The organism is Ligilactobacillus sp. 110_WCHN, assembly GCF_030518115.1.
Classification (GTDB): domain Bacteria; phylum Bacillota; class Bacilli; order Lactobacillales; family Lactobacillaceae; genus Ligilactobacillus; species Ligilactobacillus aviarius_C.
Window position 1 is genome coordinate 102,707 of record NZ_JAULLI010000001.1, and the last position, 19,986, is coordinate 122,692.

The window sequence follows — 19,986 nt, forward strand, 5'->3', positions numbered from 1 at the left end:
TTTATTTCTTCGGCTGATAATTTAACCCAATCACCGCAATAATAATCAAAACCGAGCCAATGATTTCAGCAATGCTTAGCGTTAACCCCATTAAAATGACTGAGCCAAAGGTCGCCGTAATTGGTTCAAAGGCATCCAGTAAACTCATAATCGTTGGGTTGACGTGTTTAAGCGCCACCGAGAATAACAAGAACGGAATGATCGTGCCGATTAAAATTACGCCGATGATCTCAGTAAAGTTTACTGGCGCTAAATTTACTTTGGGAACTACTGGATGAATAATCGATAACGCAATTCCCGCAATTAAGATTCCCCAACCCGTAACCGTGAGGGCGTCATATTTTTGAAGTAATTGCCGCGGGCTAACCGTCGTTGTCATTACCCCAACTGCAGATAAGATTCCAAAAAGCAAAACTGCTGGTGTAATTGCAAGGTGGGTAAATTTCCCGTTTGTCGCAACCGTGGCAACTCCAATAAAAGCAACGACCGCGCTGATGATTTCGATTCGGCGGGGAAGTTGATGATGAACCAACGCCATGTAAAGCATTACAAAAAACGGTCCGATAAATTGAAGAATCGTCGCAATCGACGCGTTGCCGTAATTCACCGTAATAAAATAAAACAATTGATCAGGAATCATTCCAATCACGCCGTAAATCAAAAGCTGCAGGACCGCATGCCAATCGTGAAAAACGGCAAAAGGGTGACAACCGCAAAGCGCAGCCAACAATACCATAATTCCTCCAGCACAAATCATTCGAATCTGAGTAAGGAACACCGGAGTCATTTGCGGAACTTCAAACAAAAACTTAGCAATAATTCCTGACAATCCCCAAAAGATCGAAGCGACCGCGCCAAAAACGATCCATCGGCGCTGATTATTAACTTGCAATCCAATTCTCCTTCTTTCCATAAAGAAAGCCGTGACGTTCAGCCACAGCTTTCATTCTCTTTCTACTTACGAAATTTTATTCAAAGTCATCTTCAGTCGCAGTGATTTTAACGATTTTCAATCCTAAGCGGTTAGCTAATTGAACTGGATACCAACTATCATCTTTATCACCGTCAAAATCCATAAACGGTTTTGCATCCATCCAAAAATCACTGAAAGTTACTTTTTCGTGGCCTTCTTCGCCACTTACTGAACTAACATAACCTTTTTCTTCACTTTTAAGTACGAATACACTATCTAAATTCATGGTTAAAATCTCCTTTACTACCTTTATTGTAAAAGATAATTTATTAATATCCAAGAATTTTCATGCACTATTTTTCAGCAGTGTATTCCTTTTTCCCAATCAAAATAATCAGGATAATTCCAACAAGGGTCAGGCCGCCAATATACCACCAACGCATTGCAAGGTGGGTGCCGCCAAGGTAGAAGCTGCCGATCATCGCGATTAACAGAACACTGACCATTCCGATCCATTGCGGCTTCGTAAAGGCTTCGCCAATCGAACTGCGTTGTTCCCGCCGCGTTACGTATGGCATGATCGCACCTAAGCCAATCAAAACAATGATTGCGATGATATTGATTGCTAATTCATACCACCATGTTCCTGAGAATTGACTGACATCTTGCGGAGCAATTCCTAAGATCGTCGCAACCGCAGTAACGATCAGCATCCACCAGCCGACTGCTAACGCAAATTTCCGATTTTTAATAAAGACGTATTCTGATGGGAATTGGTCTTCCTTTTCACGAATCTTAATAAATGCGAAGAAAATCCAGCAGGTAACCCCAGGGGAAACAATCCCGTTAAGGTTCAGTAACCAGTTGAAAATGTCGTTCATATCCGGAAGGAAGATTCCAAGTCCGATAATGAAGGCACTTAAAACGCAGGTTAAGATGTAGCCGTTAACAGGTAAACCATTGGCATTTGTTTTCCGTAAAAACTTCGGCATGTATTTTGAACCCGTATCGGAAATCAAAATCCGCGTCATCGCATCCAATAAAACGGCTAATAAAGCACACATGTAGAAGACTTCCGTCCATGCAAAGCAATACATGAAGAAGTTCCCAACATGGAATTGCCGTCCAAGGGCTTGGAAGGCATAGTATGAACCGTTCATCTTAAGGTCATTTGGCAAGTGGTGGGCATTGAAGAAAACTCCCAGTGAGAATGAACCGAAAATCGTTAAGAAGGCTGTCATGACCGCTAACATGATCATGGCTTTCGGGAAATCTGATTTCGGTTTCTTCATCCGGGTGACGAACGGGGCAACTAATTCCGCACCGTTCATTGCATAGATCAACATTCCAATCGTTGCGAAGTATTTAAAGTTAAAGGTTGGAAGAATTGCATGCAGATTAAACGGTTGGGTCGCAATGTGACGGCCTTCAGCCAAAGCCCCAAATGTCATGATTACAAAAAGAACCGTCATTCCAAACATGGCAACCCCACCAATGGTACTTAAGACTTCAAGTGAATTTTTGAAACGGGATTGAATAAAAATGAAAATTACAAAGACTAATAAACTTAATAATGCAAATTTGGCGTTTGAAAGATGACTTTCAAGGGAATCATTGCCATTAAAACACCATCCAAGCCCAACAACAACTGAATTTGCCGTATCAACAACGTATGGAATCGACGCAGCCCAGTAAGTCCACGCGGTAAAGTAACCGAGGAATTCACCACTTGTTCCGCGGACCCATGAACTTAAACCGCCACCTTCTTTACTGAATGCCGATCCTAACTGACCGACCATTAATGAGTAGGGAATTACATAAACAAATAACATAATTACCCAACTCGAAATTACACTTAATCCTTGATTTTGAAAGTTATAAATCAAGTCATCAAAACCAATGACGGTTACAAAATCCATTAACGCCAACACTGGCCAGGTAATATATGATTTCTTCGATTGATTAACATCCTCCATCATATTTGAATTCGCTCCTTTAATTTAAAGTATCAAGTTAATTCTACCTTAAATTTGAAACAAAGAGAATAAAAAGTTGATTTCACCGGCGATTTTGAAAAGTTTTCTTTATCAAAATCGAATATAAACTTCAGAATATTTTAAAAATAATTCTTATTTTAGTCTTTTTTTTCATTGATATCTTTTGGTATCATTAGTTATAAAGTGAAAATATATAATAAAGGGTGTTGCTGAATGACAAAGAAAGAAATTTTACTTGTCACCAACAAAAAAGGATTAAGCGACTCATTAGTTTCAGTATCAACTGATTTAGAGGTTTTATGGACTGGGGATCATGAACAAGCAATTGCAATTTATCAACGTGAACGTAATACCATTCAAGCAGTGATCATTGACTGGGATGATCCGGCAATTAACGCTGCCGATGTAATTGAACAAATTCAACATGAAAGTAATGTTCCGGTAATTGCAATGGTCAGCAAGGAGAACGTTGACGCCGTAGTTGGCAATCCGGCCGTTAATGACTACGTAACGAAACCATTTGGAACAGAAGAGCTATTAGCACGGACGCAAGTTGTGATTCGACGGAATAAGACTAAGACAACGGTTAATGACAGTATTTATCGAATTCAGGATTTAACTTTGAATTTAAAAACTAGTCAAGTATATCGGAATGGTGAAAGTATTCGGTTAACTCACCGCGAATTTCAAATGTTACTGCTTTTGTTTGAACACCAAGGTGATGTTCTTTCACGGGAAATGCTTTTAGATCAGATTTGGGGTAAAGATTTTAAGGGACAACAAAATATCGTTGACGTATATGTCCGGCTACTGCGGCAAAAGATTCATGACGATGACAGGTCAAATCGGCTTATTCGAACAATTCGCGGTGTGGGATATGGACTAGCTACCAAGTAATTTGGTACTTTCACATATTTTTCTTAAATATCAAAAATCTTTCATAAAAAAACTAAGACTTAGTAACTGATTAACCTAATTATCCTTCTATAATTTTATTCGTTAAGTTATGGGAGGTAATTCGAATGAAGAAAAATAATAAGTTAGTTCTTTTAGGCGCTGCATTAACAATGACTGCAGGCTTAAGTATGGTAGGTGCAAGTGTTAATGCTGATCAAGTAATTAATGCAGGTCAATATACTGAAAGTGCACAACAATTACAACAAATCTTTACAAACAAGAACAAGAACTTTTCATTAAAGGAAGTTTCTGTTGAAAATCATAACGATAACAAGCAAGAACCAGTATATGAATTAGAAGGTTTCAACGCTAAGAAGACTCAAAGTGCAAAGATGGTCGTTAACGCTGAAAAGACAAACGAAGTCATCAAGAACAAGACAAAGAAGATGTCTTCAAGCGATAAGAAAGATGCAAATGCATTGAACGTTAATGATGTAAAGAAGAGCCCAGTTGACGCAATCAACTTGGCTAAGAAGTACGCTAACGTAACCGGCAACCCAACATCATGGAAACTTGAAATGACAAAGGTTAACGGTAATGAAACTCCAGTTTATGAAGTTGAATTTGACGGCACAGCAACTGCTGCAAGTTCGTCATCAGCTTCATCAGCTAAGAGCTCAAGCGTTAAGAATGCCAAGGCTAAGAAGAGCTCAAAGGCTTCATCAAAGAAGGCAACCAAGAGCGCCAAGAAAGTTACCGTTAAGTTAAACGCAACAAACGGTAACAAGATTGCCGTTGAAAACGATGACTAATTGTCATTACTAAAGGTTAAATTTATACGATTTAAGGAGACTGTGATTGAGTTCACAGTCTTCTTTTTTGCTCAAAAATTAAATTGTTAGTAATTTAATCAAACGTTTTTAATAACTTTGAAGTAAATCAGCAAAATTGCTAAATGTTAAATTTTAACCCCTCGTTTTGATGCAAAATTCCAAACGTTAATTCTTATATCAGGCCCGTCACTGAACACCATCCTATTTCAAATATTGTTCGTTTATAATCAAATAATAGATGTAATAATTTATTTTATGATTTGTTTTTATGATAAAATACGTATATTTATATTGGATATAGAAATATAGTATGTTATTATTTTGAACATACAGGAAGGAGTTGTTGTAACCAAAGAAATGCCATTTAACTTTTTAATTGACGAAATAGGGTAAATCAGAGACAATTAACGTCCATCGCGAATTTTGGAGGGAAGAAATTGAAAAAGAATCGAAATGTTGTTGCATTTGCAGGAGTTATGTTTCATTTAATGATCGGATCAGTTTATGCATGGAGTGTTTTCTCAAAACCAATCATTGCGCAAACCCATTGGAGTGAAGCATCCGTATCATTCGCATTTAGTTTAGCAATCTTTTGTCTAGGGATGTCAGCTGCCTTTATGGGAAAGGCCGTTGAAAAGTTTGGACCAACCGTTACCGGAACGGTTTCTAGTATTTTGTTCGGTTCAGGAATTGCCTTGACCGGATTAGCAATTCATTTACATTCACTCATTTTACTTTATTTAGGTTACGGAGTGATCGGCGGAATTGGTTTAGGTGCTGGTTACGTTACACCTGTATCAACGATTATCAAATGGTTCCCTGATCGGCGCGGATTAGCAACTGGACTTGCAATCATGGGATTTGGCTTTGCCGCATTGTTGACCAGTCCAATTGCCCAAGCTTTGATTAAAGCCGTTGGCATCGTTAAGACCTTCTACATTTTAGGATTAGTATATTTCGTTGTAATGATCATTTCGGCTCAATTCATCAAACGGCCAAATGAAGATGAAATTCCCAAGGTTGAAAATGCCAAGACAACGATCAAATCAACGTTCCTTGATGGTAAGCAATTTACAGCTAACGAAGCCGTTAAAACCCGTTCATTCCGGCTATTATGGTTAATGTTCTTTATCAACATTACATGCGGAATCGGCCTTGTTTCAGCTGCCTCGCCAATGGCACAATCAATGACCGGAATGTCAGTTGCGAAGGCCGCTGTCATGGTTGGAATTATCGGATTATTTAATGGTTTCGGCCGTCTTGTCTGGGCAACATTGTCGGATTACATCGGTCGACCAAACACATTCTCGCTGATTTTCATCGTCGATATTTTAATGTTAGTTCTAATGCTGATTTTCAAATTACCATTTATCTTTACAATTGCTCTTTGCCTGTTACTTTCATGCTATGGTGCAGGATTCTCCGTTATTCCAGCATATCTCGGCGACGTCTTTGGAACCAAGGAACTCGGGGCAATCCACGGTTACGTGTTGACTGCCTGGGCCGTTGCCGGAATGGTTGGACCAGTGTTATTATCCGTAACGCATGAACTATTACATACATATACCGTTACGATCATTGCGTTTATTATCATTGATGTAATTGCTTTGTTCTTCTCATATCATATTCGGAAAGACTTTGTTCGCGAGATTCGGAATTTAAAGCAAGAAGCATAAACCTTTTAAAGGTTAAATAATAAGGAGCCTGTGTCTGGAAAGATGCAGGTTTTTTTATTAATTAGAAAGATTGATAGTATATTCCAATTTTCCGTTGTTTGCCGTAACAATTAATTCCATATTCGGATCGTCGGCATTAAAATATATCTTTGAATGAGTTTGCATGCTTATTTCTTGAGTTACAGGGATAATCACACTTTTTAAAAATCCATTCTTATCATTATCTCGAATATCTTGAAGTAAAGATTGATTTTTTAAATGAACAGAATATCCATCATTAAAAGAATGAATATCAATAGACAAATTATGGTTCTGATAATCATTTACGATTTCATTCATTGTCATTTTTTGTTGCGGAGAATCCTGTTTTATTGTAAATCGATGTTCAACAGATGACGATGTTGAATGTCGATGCGTAACTACTTGTTTATTTTGAGAACACGCAGTTAATAATATTATTAAAGGTAAACAAATGAAGAATTTCTTCAAAAAAATCACACCCAGTCTTGCATGTTTACATACTTTATAGTTATTATACACTCCAAGGATAATCAATATGGTTTCATGCTGTATTTAACACTAGAAGAACAAAAAGATTTTCAACAAAATTAGGAGAGTTTTATGGATTTTAAATTTGGAAAATTCATTAGAAATATTAACCATATGGAATAATAATGAATTGATTGGCTTAATCCGTGTGATTGGAGATGGGGAAACAATTCTTTATATTCAAGATTTGCTGATAAGACCTGACTATCAAAACCAAGGATTAGGATCTATCTTACTGCGGAAGATGTGTGATCGTTATCAAAGCGTTCGCCAAAAAGTGTTAATAACGGATAACACTGATAAAACTAATTCTTTTTATGAGAAGAATGGTTTCATAAAGGCTGATTATTTAAATCTTAATTGTTATTACTTTAAATAGAAACGCTAAACAGAATAATAAAAAAAGAGCCAATTGGCTCTTTTTTATCAAGATTTAATTCGAGTGAGCTGTAATATAGTCTAATAACTGAAACATAATTTGCTTATTCTCTTTGGGAACCGCTTTATTAATAATTTGTTCTTTGCTTTGATTCAACACTGAACCACTAATGTACGGATAATCATTTACAACAATTTCTTTGACATTATTATCTAAAGGCTCAAAGTGAAATTGTAATCCAATTACATTATTTTGATAAATATATCCTTGATTTTTAACGTGATCACTTGAAAACAACAATTGAGCTTTCGGAGGAATTTCAAACATATCTTCATGCCAATGTAAAACGGTTGCTTTTTCAGGAATGTTAGGAATCAGGTGGCTTTGCAAATATACCGGAGCCCATCCAACTTCCTTAAACGGTGCCTTTACAATTTTACCGCCTAAAATTTTAGCGATTAATTGGGCGCCAAAGCAAACTCCTAAGATCGGGATGTTTTTGCTTAATAATGATGATACTAACTTATACTCCTGACGAATCCATGGTAAATCATCGTTGGGACTCATCGGGCCGCCTAAAATGACTAACATATCAGTATCATTGTCCGTGGGCAATTTACCGAACTGATATGGATGATAGGTATATACATCATGATGGTGCAACTTAGCCCATTCTAAAATGGAACCGGCCTTTTCATTGGGAGTATGCTGTAAAATATTAATTCTCATGAAATTCCTTTCTACACTAAAAAAGTGAAATGATTCTCAAAATTACTTTCAACAAGGTCATTATATTATAAAAGATAAATTTAAAGATAGTATTGCTTATTCTTGAATCAACGTCTCAAATAAAAGTTCCTAAATTCAATCTCATTCATCGTAATATACTCCTTATATATTAGCTATATCGTAACTAAAACCATACAAAAAATCAATATTAGATTTTATTATATGGATATTAATCAATTATTTTGTTAATTTTTAGCCAAAAAAAGAATATCCGTTAATTTTAATGTTACAAGATCAAGAAGGAGTAATTTTATGATTAGTATGTCAAATGCCATCTTTGTTTTATTCGCAAGCATTCTCGTATTTTCAATGACCCCGGGATTAGCATTCTTTTATGGCGGCCAAAAACGTCGTCAATACGATGATTTCAATTTTTTCGATTTGCGGAATTGGAATTTTACTGTTTATCAGCTGCGGATATGGGCTGTGCTTCAGCAGGAGTCATTTTGGAATTATCGGAAATTTCCATCATCTCTTTTTATCAGGCGTTAATTTAATGAAACCATTTGGAACGACCCATATTCCGTTAGGCGTCGATATTATTTTTCAGTTGATGTTTGCTTTAGTAACACCAGCGCTGTTTGTTGGGGCAACAGTTGGTCGAATGAAATTTAATTATTTGATCACCCTCGTATGCGTCTGGACCCTCGTTGTTTACTATCCGCTGGTTCATATCATATGGTCGCCAGCTGGATTATTAGCTCAACATGGTTTACTGGATTTTGCTTGGAACGACTTTCTTATGGATCGGTTGGTACGGCTTTAATGCTGGTTCAGCTCTGGAAATTAATCACGTCGCACTTCAAGCATTCATGACAACCACGATTGCGACTGCATCCGCAATGGTCAGCTGGATGGTTTTGGAAACCATTCACGGCAATCACCCTGATATGGTTGGAATCTGTACCAGTGCTTTATGCGGGCTTGTTGGGATCACTCCAGCAGCGAGGTATGTTACCCATGTTGAAGCATTCATGATTGGAATTTTATGTTCACTTGTCAGCTTTATTTACATTACGTTCATTAAACCGCATTTAAAATATGATGATCCGCTTGATGCGTTTGGTTGCCACGGTGTATCTGGAATCATCGGCTCAATTTTAGTTGGATTTTTTGCAACCGCGAAGGTGAATTCTAATATTCATGAAAATGGACTATTTTATGGCGGTGGATGGCACTTATTGGGAATCCAACTTGGGGGAACCTTATTTACAATTGTTTTTGTCGCAATCATGACTTGGGGGGTGTGCGAAATTGATTACCTTAATCATTCCAATGCGGGTTAGCAAACAAGCCGAAGACGTGGGCCTCGATCAAAGCGAACACGGCGAAAGTGTTGACTACACGGTCCGGAACATTCGCGACCTTGAACTATACCGGAATGAATTTAAAGGACAATTAAGTCATTTGTACCGGAACCGAAAATAAGAAAATTAATGATAAATAAATTAAATTATGTTGTACAAAATATTTGTTTTCAAATTAACATCTAGATATAATAAGTATGAGGTGAGATTTATGAATTATATTGGTAAAGAAATTGATGACTTTAAAGTTAAAGCCTTTCAAAATGGCGAAACCATCGACGTCACCAAAGAAGATATGTTAGGTCACTGGAGCATTCTTTTATTCTACCCAGCAGATTTTTCATTTATCTGCCCAACTGAATTGGAAGCTCTTCAAGGGTTGTATGACCAATTCAAGAATGCCGGTGCTGAAATTTATTCATGTTCAGAAGATACTGAATTTGTTCATAAAGCATGGACAGACGCATCTCCTGAAATTGCGAAGATCCAATATCCAATGTTAGCTGATCCAGCTGGCAAATTGGCTCGCGCGTTTGATGTCCTTGATGAAGAATCAGGTCAAGCATACCGTGGAGTCTTCATCATTGATCCAGATGGCGTAATTCAATCATACACGATCAATAATATGTCAATCGGCCGGAGCGCAGATGAAATGTTGCGGACTCTTGAAGCCGCTCAATTCGTTCGCGAACACGGCGACCAGGTTTGCCCGGTCAATTGGAAACCAGGCGACAAGACATTAAAACCGGGAATGGATCTTGTTGGTAAACTTTAAAAAGTAAATTCAATTTTAATACGTAAAGTAAAGGCGACAGATTTTAATAGTCTGTCGTCTTTTATTATAATATTCTAATTTTATATTCATATCACTTCAACTCGCGTTTATTAAAAAGTTCACTATATAACTAACATTAAAATTAATAAAAAGATTACTAATCATTAACCAGTACATTTTTATCAATAAAATGAAATAAATTCACGAAATTTGTTTACAAATAGATTTATTAATGTATAATGAGAATAAATTAATTTTAAATGAGAAAATAATAATACAAAAATTAGATTATTATTAATTTAAAATAGTGCATTTATAAAAAGGGTGGTTATATGAGTGGCAATCAACCAATTTTAGATATTAATGACCTTACAACTAGTTTCAGGATTGAAGGGCGATATTACCCCGCAATCGAAAACATTCATCTTTCTGTTTATAAGGATGAAGTTTTGGCACTCGTTGGTGAATCCGGATGCGGAAAAAGTACGTTAGCTACGAGTATTATGGGGCTTCATAATATGAACACAACCAAGATAATCGGAAGTATCCGGTTTGAAGATAAAGAAATCGTTGGAATGACCAATGACGAGATGGATCGAATTCGTGGGAGCCGAATCGGAATGATTTTTCAAGATCCATTAGCTGCATTAAACCCGCTTCAACGAGTTGGCGATCAAGTCAAAGAATGTCTCGATATCCATACCGATTTATCTGAAGAAGATAAGAAAAAAGAAGTACTGGAACTTTTAGATGGTGTGGGAATTGTTAATCCGCAGCGAACATATCGTCAATTTCCACACGAACTATCAGGTGGGATGCGGCAGCGAATCATGATCGCAATGGCAATTGCTTGCAAGCCGGAGTTAATTATTGCAGATGAACCGACAACCGCTTTAGATGTAACAATTCAAGCTCAAATCCTTGATTTGCTGCGGAAAATTCAACATGAAAATCACGCGGGGATAATCATGATTACCCATGATTTGGGCGTTGTTGCTGAAACCGCGGACCGGGTCGCTGTAATGTATGCGGGCCAGATCGTTGAAGTCGGGACAGCTGAACAAATTTTCAATAATCCGCAACATCCATATACACGGTCGTTGTTAAGATCAATGCCTCAAGCTGATACTCCGAATGATGAATTGTATGTCATCCAAGGCATGGTTCCTTCAATCAAAAAAATGCCCCATATAGGATGCCGGTTCGCTCCACGAATTCCTTGGATCAAGGCTGAAAAACATGAAGTTGAGCCGCAAATGCATGATTTAGGCGAAGGACACTTAGTCCGGTGCACGTGTTACCGTGATTTTGAATTTGAAAAGTGAGGGGAAAAATATGAGTGATTTAATTCAAATCAATGATCTTTGCGTTCACTATCCAATTAGATCGGGATTCTTTAATCGAATTACCGATTACGTGTATGCAGTTGATGGCGTGTCATTCACCATTCAGCCTGGAGAAAGCTACGGTGTGATTGGCGAATCGGGATCAGGAAAATCAACAATCGGAAAGACGATCGTTGGACTAGAAAAGGCCACAAGCGGGGCCGTCAAATATCAAGGCCAAGATATCACACGGCCATCGGTCAGAAAAAAGATCAACTACAACAAAGACGTCCAGATGATTTTCCAAGATTCGCTTTCAAGTTTAAATCCGAAAAAAAAGATTCTTGATATTGTCGGTGAACCGTTAAAGAACTTTGATCATTTGAAAGGCAATAAATTAAAAAAAGCGGTTTTGAAACTTCTCCAAACGGTGGGGCTGGATCAAGACGCAATCGATAAATATCCGCACCAATTTTCTGGTGGTCAGCGTCAACGAATCGGCGTTGCACGGGCAGTAGCTACGCATCCGAAACTGGTTATTGCTGACGAACCAGTTTCAGCGTTAGATTTATCCGTTCAAGCTCAAGTCTTAAATTACATGAAAAAAATCCAGCGCGAATATCAAATCGCATTCATGTTTATCTCACATGACTTAGGGGTCGTTTACCATATGTGCGATCATCTAGCAATCATGCACCGCGGACGGTTCGTTGAAATTGGTACCCGGCAAGATATTTACCAAAATCCAATGCATATATACACCAAACGGCTACTTGCAGCCATTCCGCAAACGAATGTCGATCAAAAAGAATTTTATCGCAAGCGACGACATCAAATTGAACGCGAATTCGAAGAGTCAAAGGGAAAATACTACGACTCAAACGGAAAAGTCTTCCCACTAAAAAAGATTTCAGATACTCATTTTGTTGCTCTTCCTGATGAACTGTTAAGGAGGTGAGACTATGTGGAAGACAATTTTAAAACGAATCTTAATTATGATTCCTGAAATTATTATTTTAAGTTTATTGGTTTTCCTGCTTGCACAACATATGCCAGGCGATCCGTTTACCGGAACGATTACTCCGCAAACATCCCAGGCTCAGTTGCATCATTTGATGGCTAAGGCAGGATTATATGATCCATGGTACGTTCAATATTGGCACTGGATCGTCCGCATCTTCCATGGAAATCTTGGAATGAGTTACCAATTCAAGACCCCGGTTGCGAGTCTGATCGGCGAACGGGCAATGAATACTTTATGGTTATCCTTATTATCGGTAATCATTAGTTATGCCATTGCAATTCCACTTGGGATTTGGGCTGGACGGTATGAAAATACCAAAATTGATAAATCGATTCAACTTTATAACTTTATTACATATGCAATTCCCGCATTTGTTTTCTATCTGCTTGGGGTTTATCTTTTTGGATACAAGATGCATCTTTTCCCAACGTCAGGTTCAGTTAGTGTAAACGTATCAAATGGATTCCAATATGTGATGAGCAGGTTAGATCATATGATTTTACCAGCAACGCTGATGGCGCTGATATCAACAACAACCACGGTTCAATATCTCCGAAGTGAAATCATCGATAATACCAATATGGATTATGTCAGAACCGCACGGGCCAAAGGGGTTTCTGAAAAAGCCATCTTTAATAAGCATATTTTCCGAAACTCATTGCTTCCAGTTGCTGCCTTTATGGGATATTCAATTACTGGTTTGCTCGGTGGGTCGATTTTCGTTGAAACAATTTTCTCATATCCGGGAATGGGATTGCTCTTCGTAAATTCAATCACAAGTCGAGACTATTCAGTCATTACCGCATTGGTATTGCTGTTTGGAATTTTGAACTTACTCGGATCATTGCTTTCAGATATTATTTTAAGCATCGTCGATCCGCGGATCCGGATTGAATAGAAAGGAGGTCAATTATGGAAAATGCAGTTGATGTTGAAGAACAAGAAGAATTAAAAACTAATAAATTTCAAAAAGAGAAAGGCTCTTCAACTTGGCAAATGATTTGGCGTGAATTTAAGAAGGATAAATTAGCTTTATTTTGCTTGATCTTTATCGTCCTCTTAATTTGCGGAATTTATATTGGGGCATTTTTTCTCAACACTTCTAAAGTGATGCACGTCAATATTTTAGAACAGTATTCCACTCCAGGAACTGACGGAATGCTGCTCGGTGCTGATCAAAGCGGCCGAAATGTCTTTGACATGCTGATCTTAGGGGCACGTAACTCATTGACAATTGGTTTTTCAATTACCCTCTTAATTGAATTGATTGGAATCACCTTTGGGGTTACCGCGGGATATTTTGGCGGACGAGTCGATAATATTATGATGCGTTTCTTAGATTTTATGATGAGTTTGCCAGTTTTAATGCTGATCATCGTTATCGTTTCAATCATCCCTCACTACTCAATGGTAACGTTCGTTTTAGTTATGTCAGCATTTTATTGGGTTGGAACAGCCCGTCTTGTTCGGTCAAAAGCATTATCAGAATCACAAAAGGATTATATTAGTGCATCAAAAATCTCCGGAACCAGCAACTTGGTAATTATTTTCAGAGAACTGTTACCCAACTTAAGTTCAATCATTATTGTTGACGCAATTTTAAACTTAACCGCTAATATCGGAATCGAAGTTGGATTAACATTCTTAGGATTTGGATTGCCAAGCAACACTCCAAGTTTAGGAACCTTAGTTGGATTTGCTCAAGATCCAAGTATTTTAACTACCAAACCTTGGGTATGGCTGCCAGCAGCATTACTGATTTTGGTTTTATGTGTGGGCATTAGTTACATCGGCAATGTTGTTCGGCGGGCATTTGATGCACGGCAGAGATTAGGTTAGGAGGAATTTTAATGAAAAAAGGAAGAATATTTGCAGGAATTGCAACTTTATTAATGGCAGGCGGACTCCTTGCTGGATGCGGGAATCAAAAACAAAATGACGCTTCATCAGGGAAGGTAAGTTTTCCGGTTTCATATAGTAGTAAGGGCAAATTAAAAAAGGGTGGCACGCTTAAAGTTGGTTTAGTTGATGCTAATCCATTTAAAGGAGTTTTTGTATCTGAATTATGTTCAGATCAGCCAACAACGGATGCGGCACAATTCGGGGAACAAGCTCTCATTAAAACTGACGAAAATAATAAATTCATTGATGGCGGGGTGGCTAACATCAAATTTGATAATAACGCTAAAACCGCAACGATCACGATCAATCCCAAAGCAAAGTGGTCAGATGGTCAGCCTGTAACTTCGCGGGATGTTGAATTTACATATGAGATCATTGCCAACAAAGACAGTAATTCAACAAACTATACGGATGACATGGACGATATTATTGGGTTAAAAGCTTACCATGAAGGAAAGGCATCGTCAATTTCAGGCCTTGAAACGCCAAATGATCGGACATTGATCATTCATTTTAAGGAAATGAGACCTTCAATGAAAACTGCTGGAAACAGTTACATTGTCCCTGATGCCCAACCGTATCACTATTTAAAGGACATCCCAATCAGCAAGTTAGCATCAAGTGATCGGGTACGGACAAAGCCGCTTTTCTATGGCCCATTCAAGATCAAAAAGATCGTTCAAGGGGAATCAATCGAATGGGTTCCAAATCCATATTACTGGGGAAAGAAGCCAAACTTGAATAAGATCGACTTGCAAACCGTGTCTCCATCTCAAGCGGCGGCAGCTTTGAAAGCCAAGAAATATGATATTTTACTTGAAGAACCAGCTTCTGTTTACGGCCAAACCAAAAATTTAAGTGGTTATACAACAGTTGGTAAAAAGGAAAATGCCTTTACTTATTTAGGATTTAAGGTCGGTCATGCTGACGCAAACGGAAACAGTGTAATGGATTCGAATGCGATTACTCAAAACCGGTCACTTCGGTTAGCCCTTGCATATGCAATGAATATTGATCAAGTTGATAAGAAACTTGGAAATGGAGTAACATACCGAGCAAATACCGTCCTTCCAGATTCGTATAAGGAATACCATGATAATTCATTAAAAGGCTTCCCTTACAATTTGAAGAAAGCAAACGAATTGCTTGATCAAGCTGGTTTTAAGAAGGGGAAAGACGGTTATCGAACACAACCAAATGGTAAGAAGTTAACCTTAACTTTGATGGCTCATCAAGGAGATTCCAATACCGAAGCAGTCGTCCAAGATTACATCCAACAATGGAAAAAGATTGGTATTCGGGTCAAGTTATATAATGGCCGGCTTCAAGAATTTAACACGTTCAATGACAAATTGTTAAACGACGCAAGCGGATATGATATGTGGCTTGGTGGCTGGGCAACTGGAACCGACCCAGATCCATCTGGATTATATGCTGCAAGTGCTCCATACAATTATGGCCATTTTGTAACTCAAGAAAACACAGATTTGTTAAATGCAATTAATTCACCACAAGCCTTAAATGATAGTTACCGGAAGCAACAATTCTATAAGTGGCAAGCATACATGAACAAGGAAGCTTATGTCGTTCCGCTTAGTTACGATTATCAAACCGTTCCAGTATCAAACAAGGTTAAGAACTTTACGCTCGATAATGAAAAGAGTTACACGGTTTGGGAAAATGTAGGTTTAACCAACTAAGTTAAAACGTAAACCATCTCCATCCCTCTCAAGTATTCCCCCTGAACACTTGAGAGGGATTTTAAGACCTACAGAAAGGAAGACAATTTATGGAACAGATATTTTTAAACTTTGACGATCACCCGCAGGCAGTGATTGAGCCTAATCACGAGAAATTACCGTTTCATTTTCATTCCAAACTGATTTATGCGTTCGTTCCATTAGAAATAATTGAACAATTTCTCGAAAAAGTTGACCATCAGATAATCGGGTATTTTGATTCTGTTTCCTTTAATCCGTTTATCTACGAAATCGTGATCAATCATCAAAAATTAACGCTTTGCCAAGCACCCTTGGGAGCGCCGGCGGCAACCCAGCTTTTAGATTGGTTAATTGCTTACGGCGTTCGAAAAGTGTTAGCGATTGGAAATGCCGGAGTGCTTGCTGATATTGCTGAAAATAAATTACTTCTTCCTAACAAAGCGATTCGCGATGAAGGGACTTCCTTTCATTATTTGAAACCCGGCAAATTAATTGATTTCAGTTCAAATTATCTTGATCAAATTAAACATGAACTTAATCTTTTAAAACTTGAATACAAAGAGGTTACGACATGGTCAACCGACGGCTTTTTTCGGGAAACGCAATCAAAAATTAAGCAGGCGCGCCAGTTAGGAGCGACAACGGTTGAAATGGAATGCGCTGCCTTAGCAGCCTGCTCACAATTTCGAAATGTCAAATTCGCTCAACTTTTATTTACAGCTGATACATTGGCAGATCCAAAAAAATATTATGAACGCCGCTGGGGGAAGAGTTCTTATTTAAAGGCAATCAAAATTGCAACTCAAATTTTGATTAATATCGAATAATCATTAAAATATGATTAACTTTTGATGAAAAATATGCGATAATATTTCTAGAGTATTTTATTACTCATTCTCTGTTTAACTTGCTTAAACATTAATTTTTCAAAATTACCTTTAATTAAATATACAACATTAGACATTCCGTAAAGTAGGATTTCGTCCATTGAATTTCTACATCAGGCAAGTTAAACGCAAAGTTAGGGCATCGGGAATAATCCTGATGCTTTTTAGGTTTAAAGATTAGAAAATATTATTTATAAAAATTAAAATATGATTATAAAATAATGAGCAAAATATTCTTTGACATATTAAATTTGATAAAAAAGAGAACTTCACGATACTGTGAGGATCTCTTTCAGTGTTAATAATTGTTTCTTGATGCATTGCGTTATTTTGACCATAGATTATTAATTTCTTCATCTAAAGCTAAATCTGGTTGTTGCACTCGAGCAACCAGTTTTTCAATATCATGAGCAGTTGGCTGCCATCCTTCCATTACATTAACTCTAACAGAAAAGTAGACTGCAAAGAAAAGGTCATCTGGAATTTTTACTCCCTGAATTGTATGTTCTTTTTTATTTACATCAAATATAAAAGAATTTTTCAAAAACGCTTTATTGTGTGTTTTCATGTTAAATTTTCTCCTAACACTTCAATTATACAAGATCAGAAATCCTAAAATATGAACTATGATATTTTACATTCCATATTGAATTCGCTAAAAAAATTGAGATATAATAAAACCATTATCATTCGAGAGAAGCGAGTTTTATGCGGACAAAAATGCCGGGATGGAAGAAGAATTTATATATCTTATGGGTATGCGATTTTATTATGGGAATGGGGTTCCAATTAAGCATGCCATTTATGTCGCTGTACATTAAAACGCTTGGTCATTTTGACAGGTTCCAGCTTAATATGTGGAGTGGATTGGCATTTTCAGCGACATATTTAGTTTCATCATGGATGGCGCCAATTTGGGGAAAGATTGCTGACCGTCACGGACGCAAGAAAGTCATGTTGATCTCAACAATTGGTGATGGGGCGATGGTTTTATGCATGGCATTTGTTCAACATGCTTATCAGCTGGCACTATTCCGCTTGCTTCAAGGATTCTTTGCCGGATATGTCGCAAATACATCAGCGCTGATTGCATCCGAAGTTCCAACAAAACATAGCGGAAAAGCGTTAAGTACTTTATCAACGGGAACAACCGGCGGAATGCTGGTTGGACCGCTATTCGGCGGGGTAATTGCGAGTCTTTGCGGTTACCGGTTAACGTTTTTCCTTACTGGATTAGCGTATTTGATTGTTTTTGCGTTAACGATTTTCTTTGTTAAAGAACATAATTTCACGCCAGTTCCTAAAAGTCAGACACTTTCAGCCCGCAAACTTTTCCGACAACTTGAATATCCGCAAGTCGTTTTGGGGATGCTGATTACCACGCTGATTGTTCAGGCGGGGAATAACTCGATTGCACCAGTCATTAGTCTTTACGTTCAACAACTGCTGCATGGAAAAGGGCAGGTTGACTTAATGAGCGGATTGATTGCGGCTTTACCAGGAATCGCCACGATCATCATTGCCCCGATCTTTGGCGAATGGGGCGATCGAATCGGAACACAGAAAATTTTAATTGGTGGATTGATTTTTGCAATCCTCGTTTACATTCCGCAAGCCTTTGTTACCAATGTTTGGCAATTAGCTGTTTTGCGGTTCTTCGTCGGAATTTCAGATGCCGCGTTATTGCCGCAAGTTCAATCCTTACTTGCGAAGTATTCACCAAATGAATATTCTGGGCGCATCTTCAGTTATAACCAATCAGCCCAATTCCTCGGAAACATTTTTGGTCCGCTGATTGGATCAACGATTTCCGGAATTTTCGGTTATGGCGGCGTATTCTTGTCAACAGCGTGCCTGGTTGGCGGAAATTTAATTTGGGTAAGATCAAGTACCCGGAAAATTCGGTAAATTTAAACAAAAGTCAAATTTTAAAGATAATTTCCAATTAAAAAATTCGGATTTTTAGCGGTCATTTTTGCGATGGTCGCTATTTTGTTATATCATATAGGTGTTTCGATTTATTATAAGGAGAGATTGACTATTATGAATAACATTATTCCCATTTTTTATGGAATCGATGATTACTATGCGCCATTATTATCAGTTAGTTTGGGGTCAATGATCAAAAATGCAAGTAAAGACTACCACTATCAAATCGTCGTTCTTTACCAAACCCTTTCAGATGAAAATCAAGCAAAAATCAAAGCACTCGAAAACGAAAACTTTTCAATTTCATTTGAACCAATCGATAAAAACTTCAAGGAACGTTTCGGCAACGATAATAATTCCCTTCGGTGCGATTACTTCACGTTGACGATTTACTATCGGTTATTTATCGCCGATATGTTCCCGCAATATGATAAGGGAATCTACTTGGATGCTGATACAGTTGTTCCAGGTGACATTTCAAAACTTTATCAAATTGATTTAAAGGATAATTTAGTTGCTGGATGTTCGGATACCTTCGTTGAAAGTGACCCGGTTTTAGTTAACTACGCTGAAAAGTGTTCGGGTGTTCCTGTTGAAACATATATCAACTCCGGCGTGTTATTGATGAACTTAAAACAATTCCGTGATTTGAAGTTTACTAAGCGATTCTTAGACATCCTGAACACTTACCATCCAAAGACGGTTGCGCCCGATCAAGATTACTTGAACGCAATTGCAAATAACCACGTATTAAAAATTTCTCAAAACTGGAATGCCATGCCGGCAAAAAAGGAAACTGATCCGCAAATCATTCACTATAACCTTTACCTTAAACCATGGCACTATGAAGATGTGTTATACGGCGATGTCTTCTGGGATTACGCGAAGGAATCAAATTACTATGATGAATTAGTAAACATTCAAAAGAATTACTCTGACAAAGATAAACAAATCGATAAAGAAAAGATGGATACCTTAATGAAACAGGTGCAAGAAATTCCTGCAAAGGAACTTACATTGTATAAACTTAACCAAGAAGGGAAACAAATTCGCCTTTAATTAAATTAGGTCCCCGTTGCTGAA

The 19,986-nt window shown here is 37.7% G+C and carries 19 protein-coding genes and 1 pseudogene; 14 read left to right on the top strand and 6 right to left on the bottom strand.

Going from position 1 to position 19,986, the window contains the following annotated elements; genetic code table 11:
* Position 1 precedes the first annotated feature (1 nt).
* From Q3C15_RS00485 to Q3C15_RS00495, 3 genes are all read right to left on the bottom strand, one after another.
* Positions 2–892, bottom strand: coding sequence for a DMT family transporter (locus tag Q3C15_RS00485; RefSeq protein ID WP_302703454.1), 891 nt, complete (start codon positions 890–892; stop codon positions 2–4).
* A gap of 76 nt (positions 893–968) precedes the next feature.
* On the bottom strand, positions 969–1,199 hold the full coding sequence (locus tag Q3C15_RS00490; RefSeq protein ID WP_064213094.1) for a hypothetical protein: 231 nt from the start codon (positions 1,197–1,199) through the stop codon (positions 969–971).
* A gap of 67 nt (positions 1,200–1,266) precedes the next feature.
* A complete protein-coding gene (locus Q3C15_RS00495) occupies positions 1,267–2,889 on the bottom strand; it encodes an APC family permease (protein ID WP_283577669.1) in 1,623 nt (540 codons plus the stop codon).
* 234 nt (positions 2,890–3,123) lie between these two features.
* On the opposite strand from Q3C15_RS00495, the gene Q3C15_RS00500 reads away from it, so the two are divergent.
* The 3 genes from Q3C15_RS00500 to Q3C15_RS00510 all read left to right on the top strand — a co-directional run bounded on the left by Q3C15_RS00500 (position 3,124) and on the right by Q3C15_RS00510 (position 6,316).
* Positions 3,124–3,807, top strand: coding sequence for a winged helix-turn-helix domain-containing protein (locus Q3C15_RS00500; RefSeq protein ID WP_057827470.1), 684 nt, complete (start codon positions 3,124–3,126; stop codon positions 3,805–3,807).
* 125 nt (positions 3,808–3,932) lie between these two features.
* On the top strand, positions 3,933–4,619 hold the full coding sequence (locus tag Q3C15_RS00505; RefSeq protein ID WP_283601776.1) for a PepSY domain-containing protein: 687 nt from the start codon (positions 3,933–3,935) through the stop codon (positions 4,617–4,619).
* A 458-nt stretch (positions 4,620–5,077) separates the two neighbouring features.
* Positions 5,078–6,316, top strand: a complete 1,239-nt coding sequence (locus Q3C15_RS00510) for an OFA family MFS transporter (protein ID WP_282458206.1) — start codon at positions 5,078–5,080, stop codon at positions 6,314–6,316.
* A gap of 57 nt (positions 6,317–6,373) precedes the next feature.
* Here the strand turns inward: Q3C15_RS00510 and Q3C15_RS00515 are convergent, their stop codons facing one another.
* The gene (locus Q3C15_RS00515) at positions 6,374–6,805 is read right to left on the bottom strand and encodes a hypothetical protein (RefSeq protein ID WP_302703455.1); all 432 of its coding nucleotides are present in this window, start codon (positions 6,803–6,805) and stop codon (positions 6,374–6,376) included.
* A 145-nt stretch (positions 6,806–6,950) separates the two neighbouring features.
* Between Q3C15_RS00515 and Q3C15_RS00520 the strand changes: the two genes are divergently transcribed.
* Positions 6,951–7,244, top strand: coding sequence for a GNAT family N-acetyltransferase (locus Q3C15_RS00520; RefSeq protein WP_368045386.1), 294 nt, complete (start codon positions 6,951–6,953; stop codon positions 7,242–7,244).
* A gap of 54 nt (positions 7,245–7,298) precedes the next feature.
* Here Q3C15_RS00520 and Q3C15_RS00525 read toward each other — a convergent pair whose 3' ends face one another.
* Positions 7,299–7,973 (bottom strand): type 1 glutamine amidotransferase, encoded by a 675-nt coding sequence (locus tag Q3C15_RS00525; RefSeq protein WP_283601779.1) that lies wholly within the window; start codon positions 7,971–7,973, stop codon positions 7,299–7,301.
* 312 nt (positions 7,974–8,285) lie between these two features.
* On the opposite strand from Q3C15_RS00525, the pseudogene Q3C15_RS00530 reads away from it, so the two are divergent.
* The 8 genes and pseudogenes from Q3C15_RS00530 to Q3C15_RS00565 all read left to right on the top strand — a co-directional run bounded on the left by Q3C15_RS00530 (position 8,286) and on the right by Q3C15_RS00565 (position 16,914).
* Positions 8,286–9,461 (top strand): annotated as a pseudogene (locus Q3C15_RS00530) (ammonium transporter).
* A gap of 90 nt (positions 9,462–9,551) precedes the next feature.
* Positions 9,552–10,115, top strand: a complete 564-nt coding sequence (locus tag Q3C15_RS00535) for a peroxiredoxin (RefSeq protein ID WP_064213088.1) — start codon at positions 9,552–9,554, stop codon at positions 10,113–10,115.
* Positions 10,116–10,447: 332 nt separating this feature from the next.
* Positions 10,448–11,440, top strand: coding sequence for an ABC transporter ATP-binding protein (locus Q3C15_RS00540; RefSeq protein WP_283573090.1), 993 nt, complete (start codon positions 10,448–10,450; stop codon positions 11,438–11,440).
* 10 nt (positions 11,441–11,450) lie between these two features.
* A complete protein-coding gene (locus tag Q3C15_RS00545; RefSeq protein ID WP_283573091.1) occupies positions 11,451–12,398 on the top strand; it encodes an ATP-binding cassette domain-containing protein in 948 nt (315 codons plus the stop codon).
* A 4-nt stretch (positions 12,399–12,402) separates the two neighbouring features.
* The gene (gene opp4B / locus Q3C15_RS00550) at positions 12,403–13,362 is read left to right on the top strand and encodes an oligopeptide ABC transporter permease (protein WP_283601780.1); all 960 of its coding nucleotides are present in this window, start codon (positions 12,403–12,405) and stop codon (positions 13,360–13,362) included.
* 98 nt (positions 13,363–13,460) lie between these two features.
* Entirely contained in the window at positions 13,461–14,303 is an 843-nt protein-coding gene (locus tag Q3C15_RS00555; RefSeq protein ID WP_283573176.1) for an ABC transporter permease, read from the top strand.
* Positions 14,304–14,314: 11 nt separating this feature from the next.
* Positions 14,315–16,066 carry an oligopeptide ABC transporter substrate-binding protein gene (locus tag Q3C15_RS00560; RefSeq protein ID WP_283573093.1) on the top strand — a complete coding sequence of 584 codons (1,752 nt, stop codon included), beginning with the start codon at positions 14,315–14,317 and terminating at the stop codon, positions 16,064–16,066.
* Positions 16,067–16,155: 89 nt separating this feature from the next.
* The gene (locus tag Q3C15_RS00565) at positions 16,156–16,914 is read left to right on the top strand and encodes a nucleoside phosphorylase (protein WP_283600840.1); all 759 of its coding nucleotides are present in this window, start codon (positions 16,156–16,158) and stop codon (positions 16,912–16,914) included.
* Between the two features lie 385 nt (positions 16,915–17,299).
* On the opposite strand, the gene Q3C15_RS00570 is transcribed toward Q3C15_RS00565, so the two are convergent.
* Positions 17,300–17,542, bottom strand: coding sequence for a hypothetical protein (locus Q3C15_RS00570; RefSeq protein WP_283573094.1), 243 nt, complete (start codon positions 17,540–17,542; stop codon positions 17,300–17,302).
* A 140-nt stretch (positions 17,543–17,682) separates the two neighbouring features.
* On the opposite strand from Q3C15_RS00570, the gene Q3C15_RS00575 reads away from it, so the two are divergent.
* Positions 17,683–18,882: an MFS transporter gene (locus Q3C15_RS00575; protein ID WP_302703456.1), complete on the top strand. Its 1,200-nt coding sequence runs from the start codon at positions 17,683–17,685 to the stop codon at positions 18,880–18,882.
* 135 nt (positions 18,883–19,017) lie between these two features.
* Positions 19,018–19,962 (top strand): glycosyltransferase family 8 protein, encoded by a 945-nt coding sequence (locus Q3C15_RS00580; protein ID WP_302703457.1) that lies wholly within the window; start codon positions 19,018–19,020, stop codon positions 19,960–19,962.
* The last annotated feature ends 24 nt before the right edge of the window (positions 19,963–19,986 follow it).

What these genes read in the sequence shown, in the direction of transcription:
- Q3C15_RS00490 (WP_064213094.1), bottom strand. Translation starts at nt 1,199, where the DNA reads ATGAATTTAGATAGTGTATTCGTACTTAAAAGTGAAGAAAAAGGTTAT.
- Q3C15_RS00495 (WP_283577669.1), bottom strand. Translation starts at nt 2,889, where the DNA reads ATGGAGGATGTTAATCAATCGAAGAAATCATATATTACCTGGCCAGTG.
- Q3C15_RS00500 (WP_057827470.1), top strand. Translation starts at nt 3,124, where the DNA reads ATGACAAAGAAAGAAATTTTACTTGTCACCAACAAAAAAGGATTAAGC.
- Q3C15_RS00505 (WP_283601776.1), top strand. Translation starts at nt 3,933, where the DNA reads ATGAAGAAAAATAATAAGTTAGTTCTTTTAGGCGCTGCATTAACAATG.
- Q3C15_RS00525 (WP_283601779.1), bottom strand. Translation starts at nt 7,973, where the DNA reads ATGAGAATTAATATTTTACAGCATACTCCCAATGAAAAGGCCGGTTCC.
- Q3C15_RS00535 (WP_064213088.1), top strand. Translation starts at nt 9,552, where the DNA reads ATGAATTATATTGGTAAAGAAATTGATGACTTTAAAGTTAAAGCCTTT.
- Q3C15_RS00540 (WP_283573090.1), top strand. Translation starts at nt 10,448, where the DNA reads ATGAGTGGCAATCAACCAATTTTAGATATTAATGACCTTACAACTAGT.
- Q3C15_RS00545 (WP_283573091.1), top strand. Translation starts at nt 11,451, where the DNA reads ATGAGTGATTTAATTCAAATCAATGATCTTTGCGTTCACTATCCAATT.
- opp4B (WP_283601780.1), top strand. Translation starts at nt 12,403, where the DNA reads ATGTGGAAGACAATTTTAAAACGAATCTTAATTATGATTCCTGAAATT.
- Q3C15_RS00555 (WP_283573176.1), top strand. Translation starts at nt 13,461, where the DNA reads ATGATTTGGCGTGAATTTAAGAAGGATAAATTAGCTTTATTTTGCTTG.
- Q3C15_RS00560 (WP_283573093.1), top strand. Translation starts at nt 14,315, where the DNA reads ATGAAAAAAGGAAGAATATTTGCAGGAATTGCAACTTTATTAATGGCA.
- Q3C15_RS00565 (WP_283600840.1), top strand. Translation starts at nt 16,156, where the DNA reads ATGGAACAGATATTTTTAAACTTTGACGATCACCCGCAGGCAGTGATT.
- Q3C15_RS00570 (WP_283573094.1), bottom strand. Translation starts at nt 17,542, where the DNA reads ATGAAAACACACAATAAAGCGTTTTTGAAAAATTCTTTTATATTTGAT.
- Q3C15_RS00575 (WP_302703456.1), top strand. Translation starts at nt 17,683, where the DNA reads ATGCGGACAAAAATGCCGGGATGGAAGAAGAATTTATATATCTTATGG.
- Q3C15_RS00580 (WP_302703457.1), top strand. Translation starts at nt 19,018, where the DNA reads ATGAATAACATTATTCCCATTTTTTATGGAATCGATGATTACTATGCG.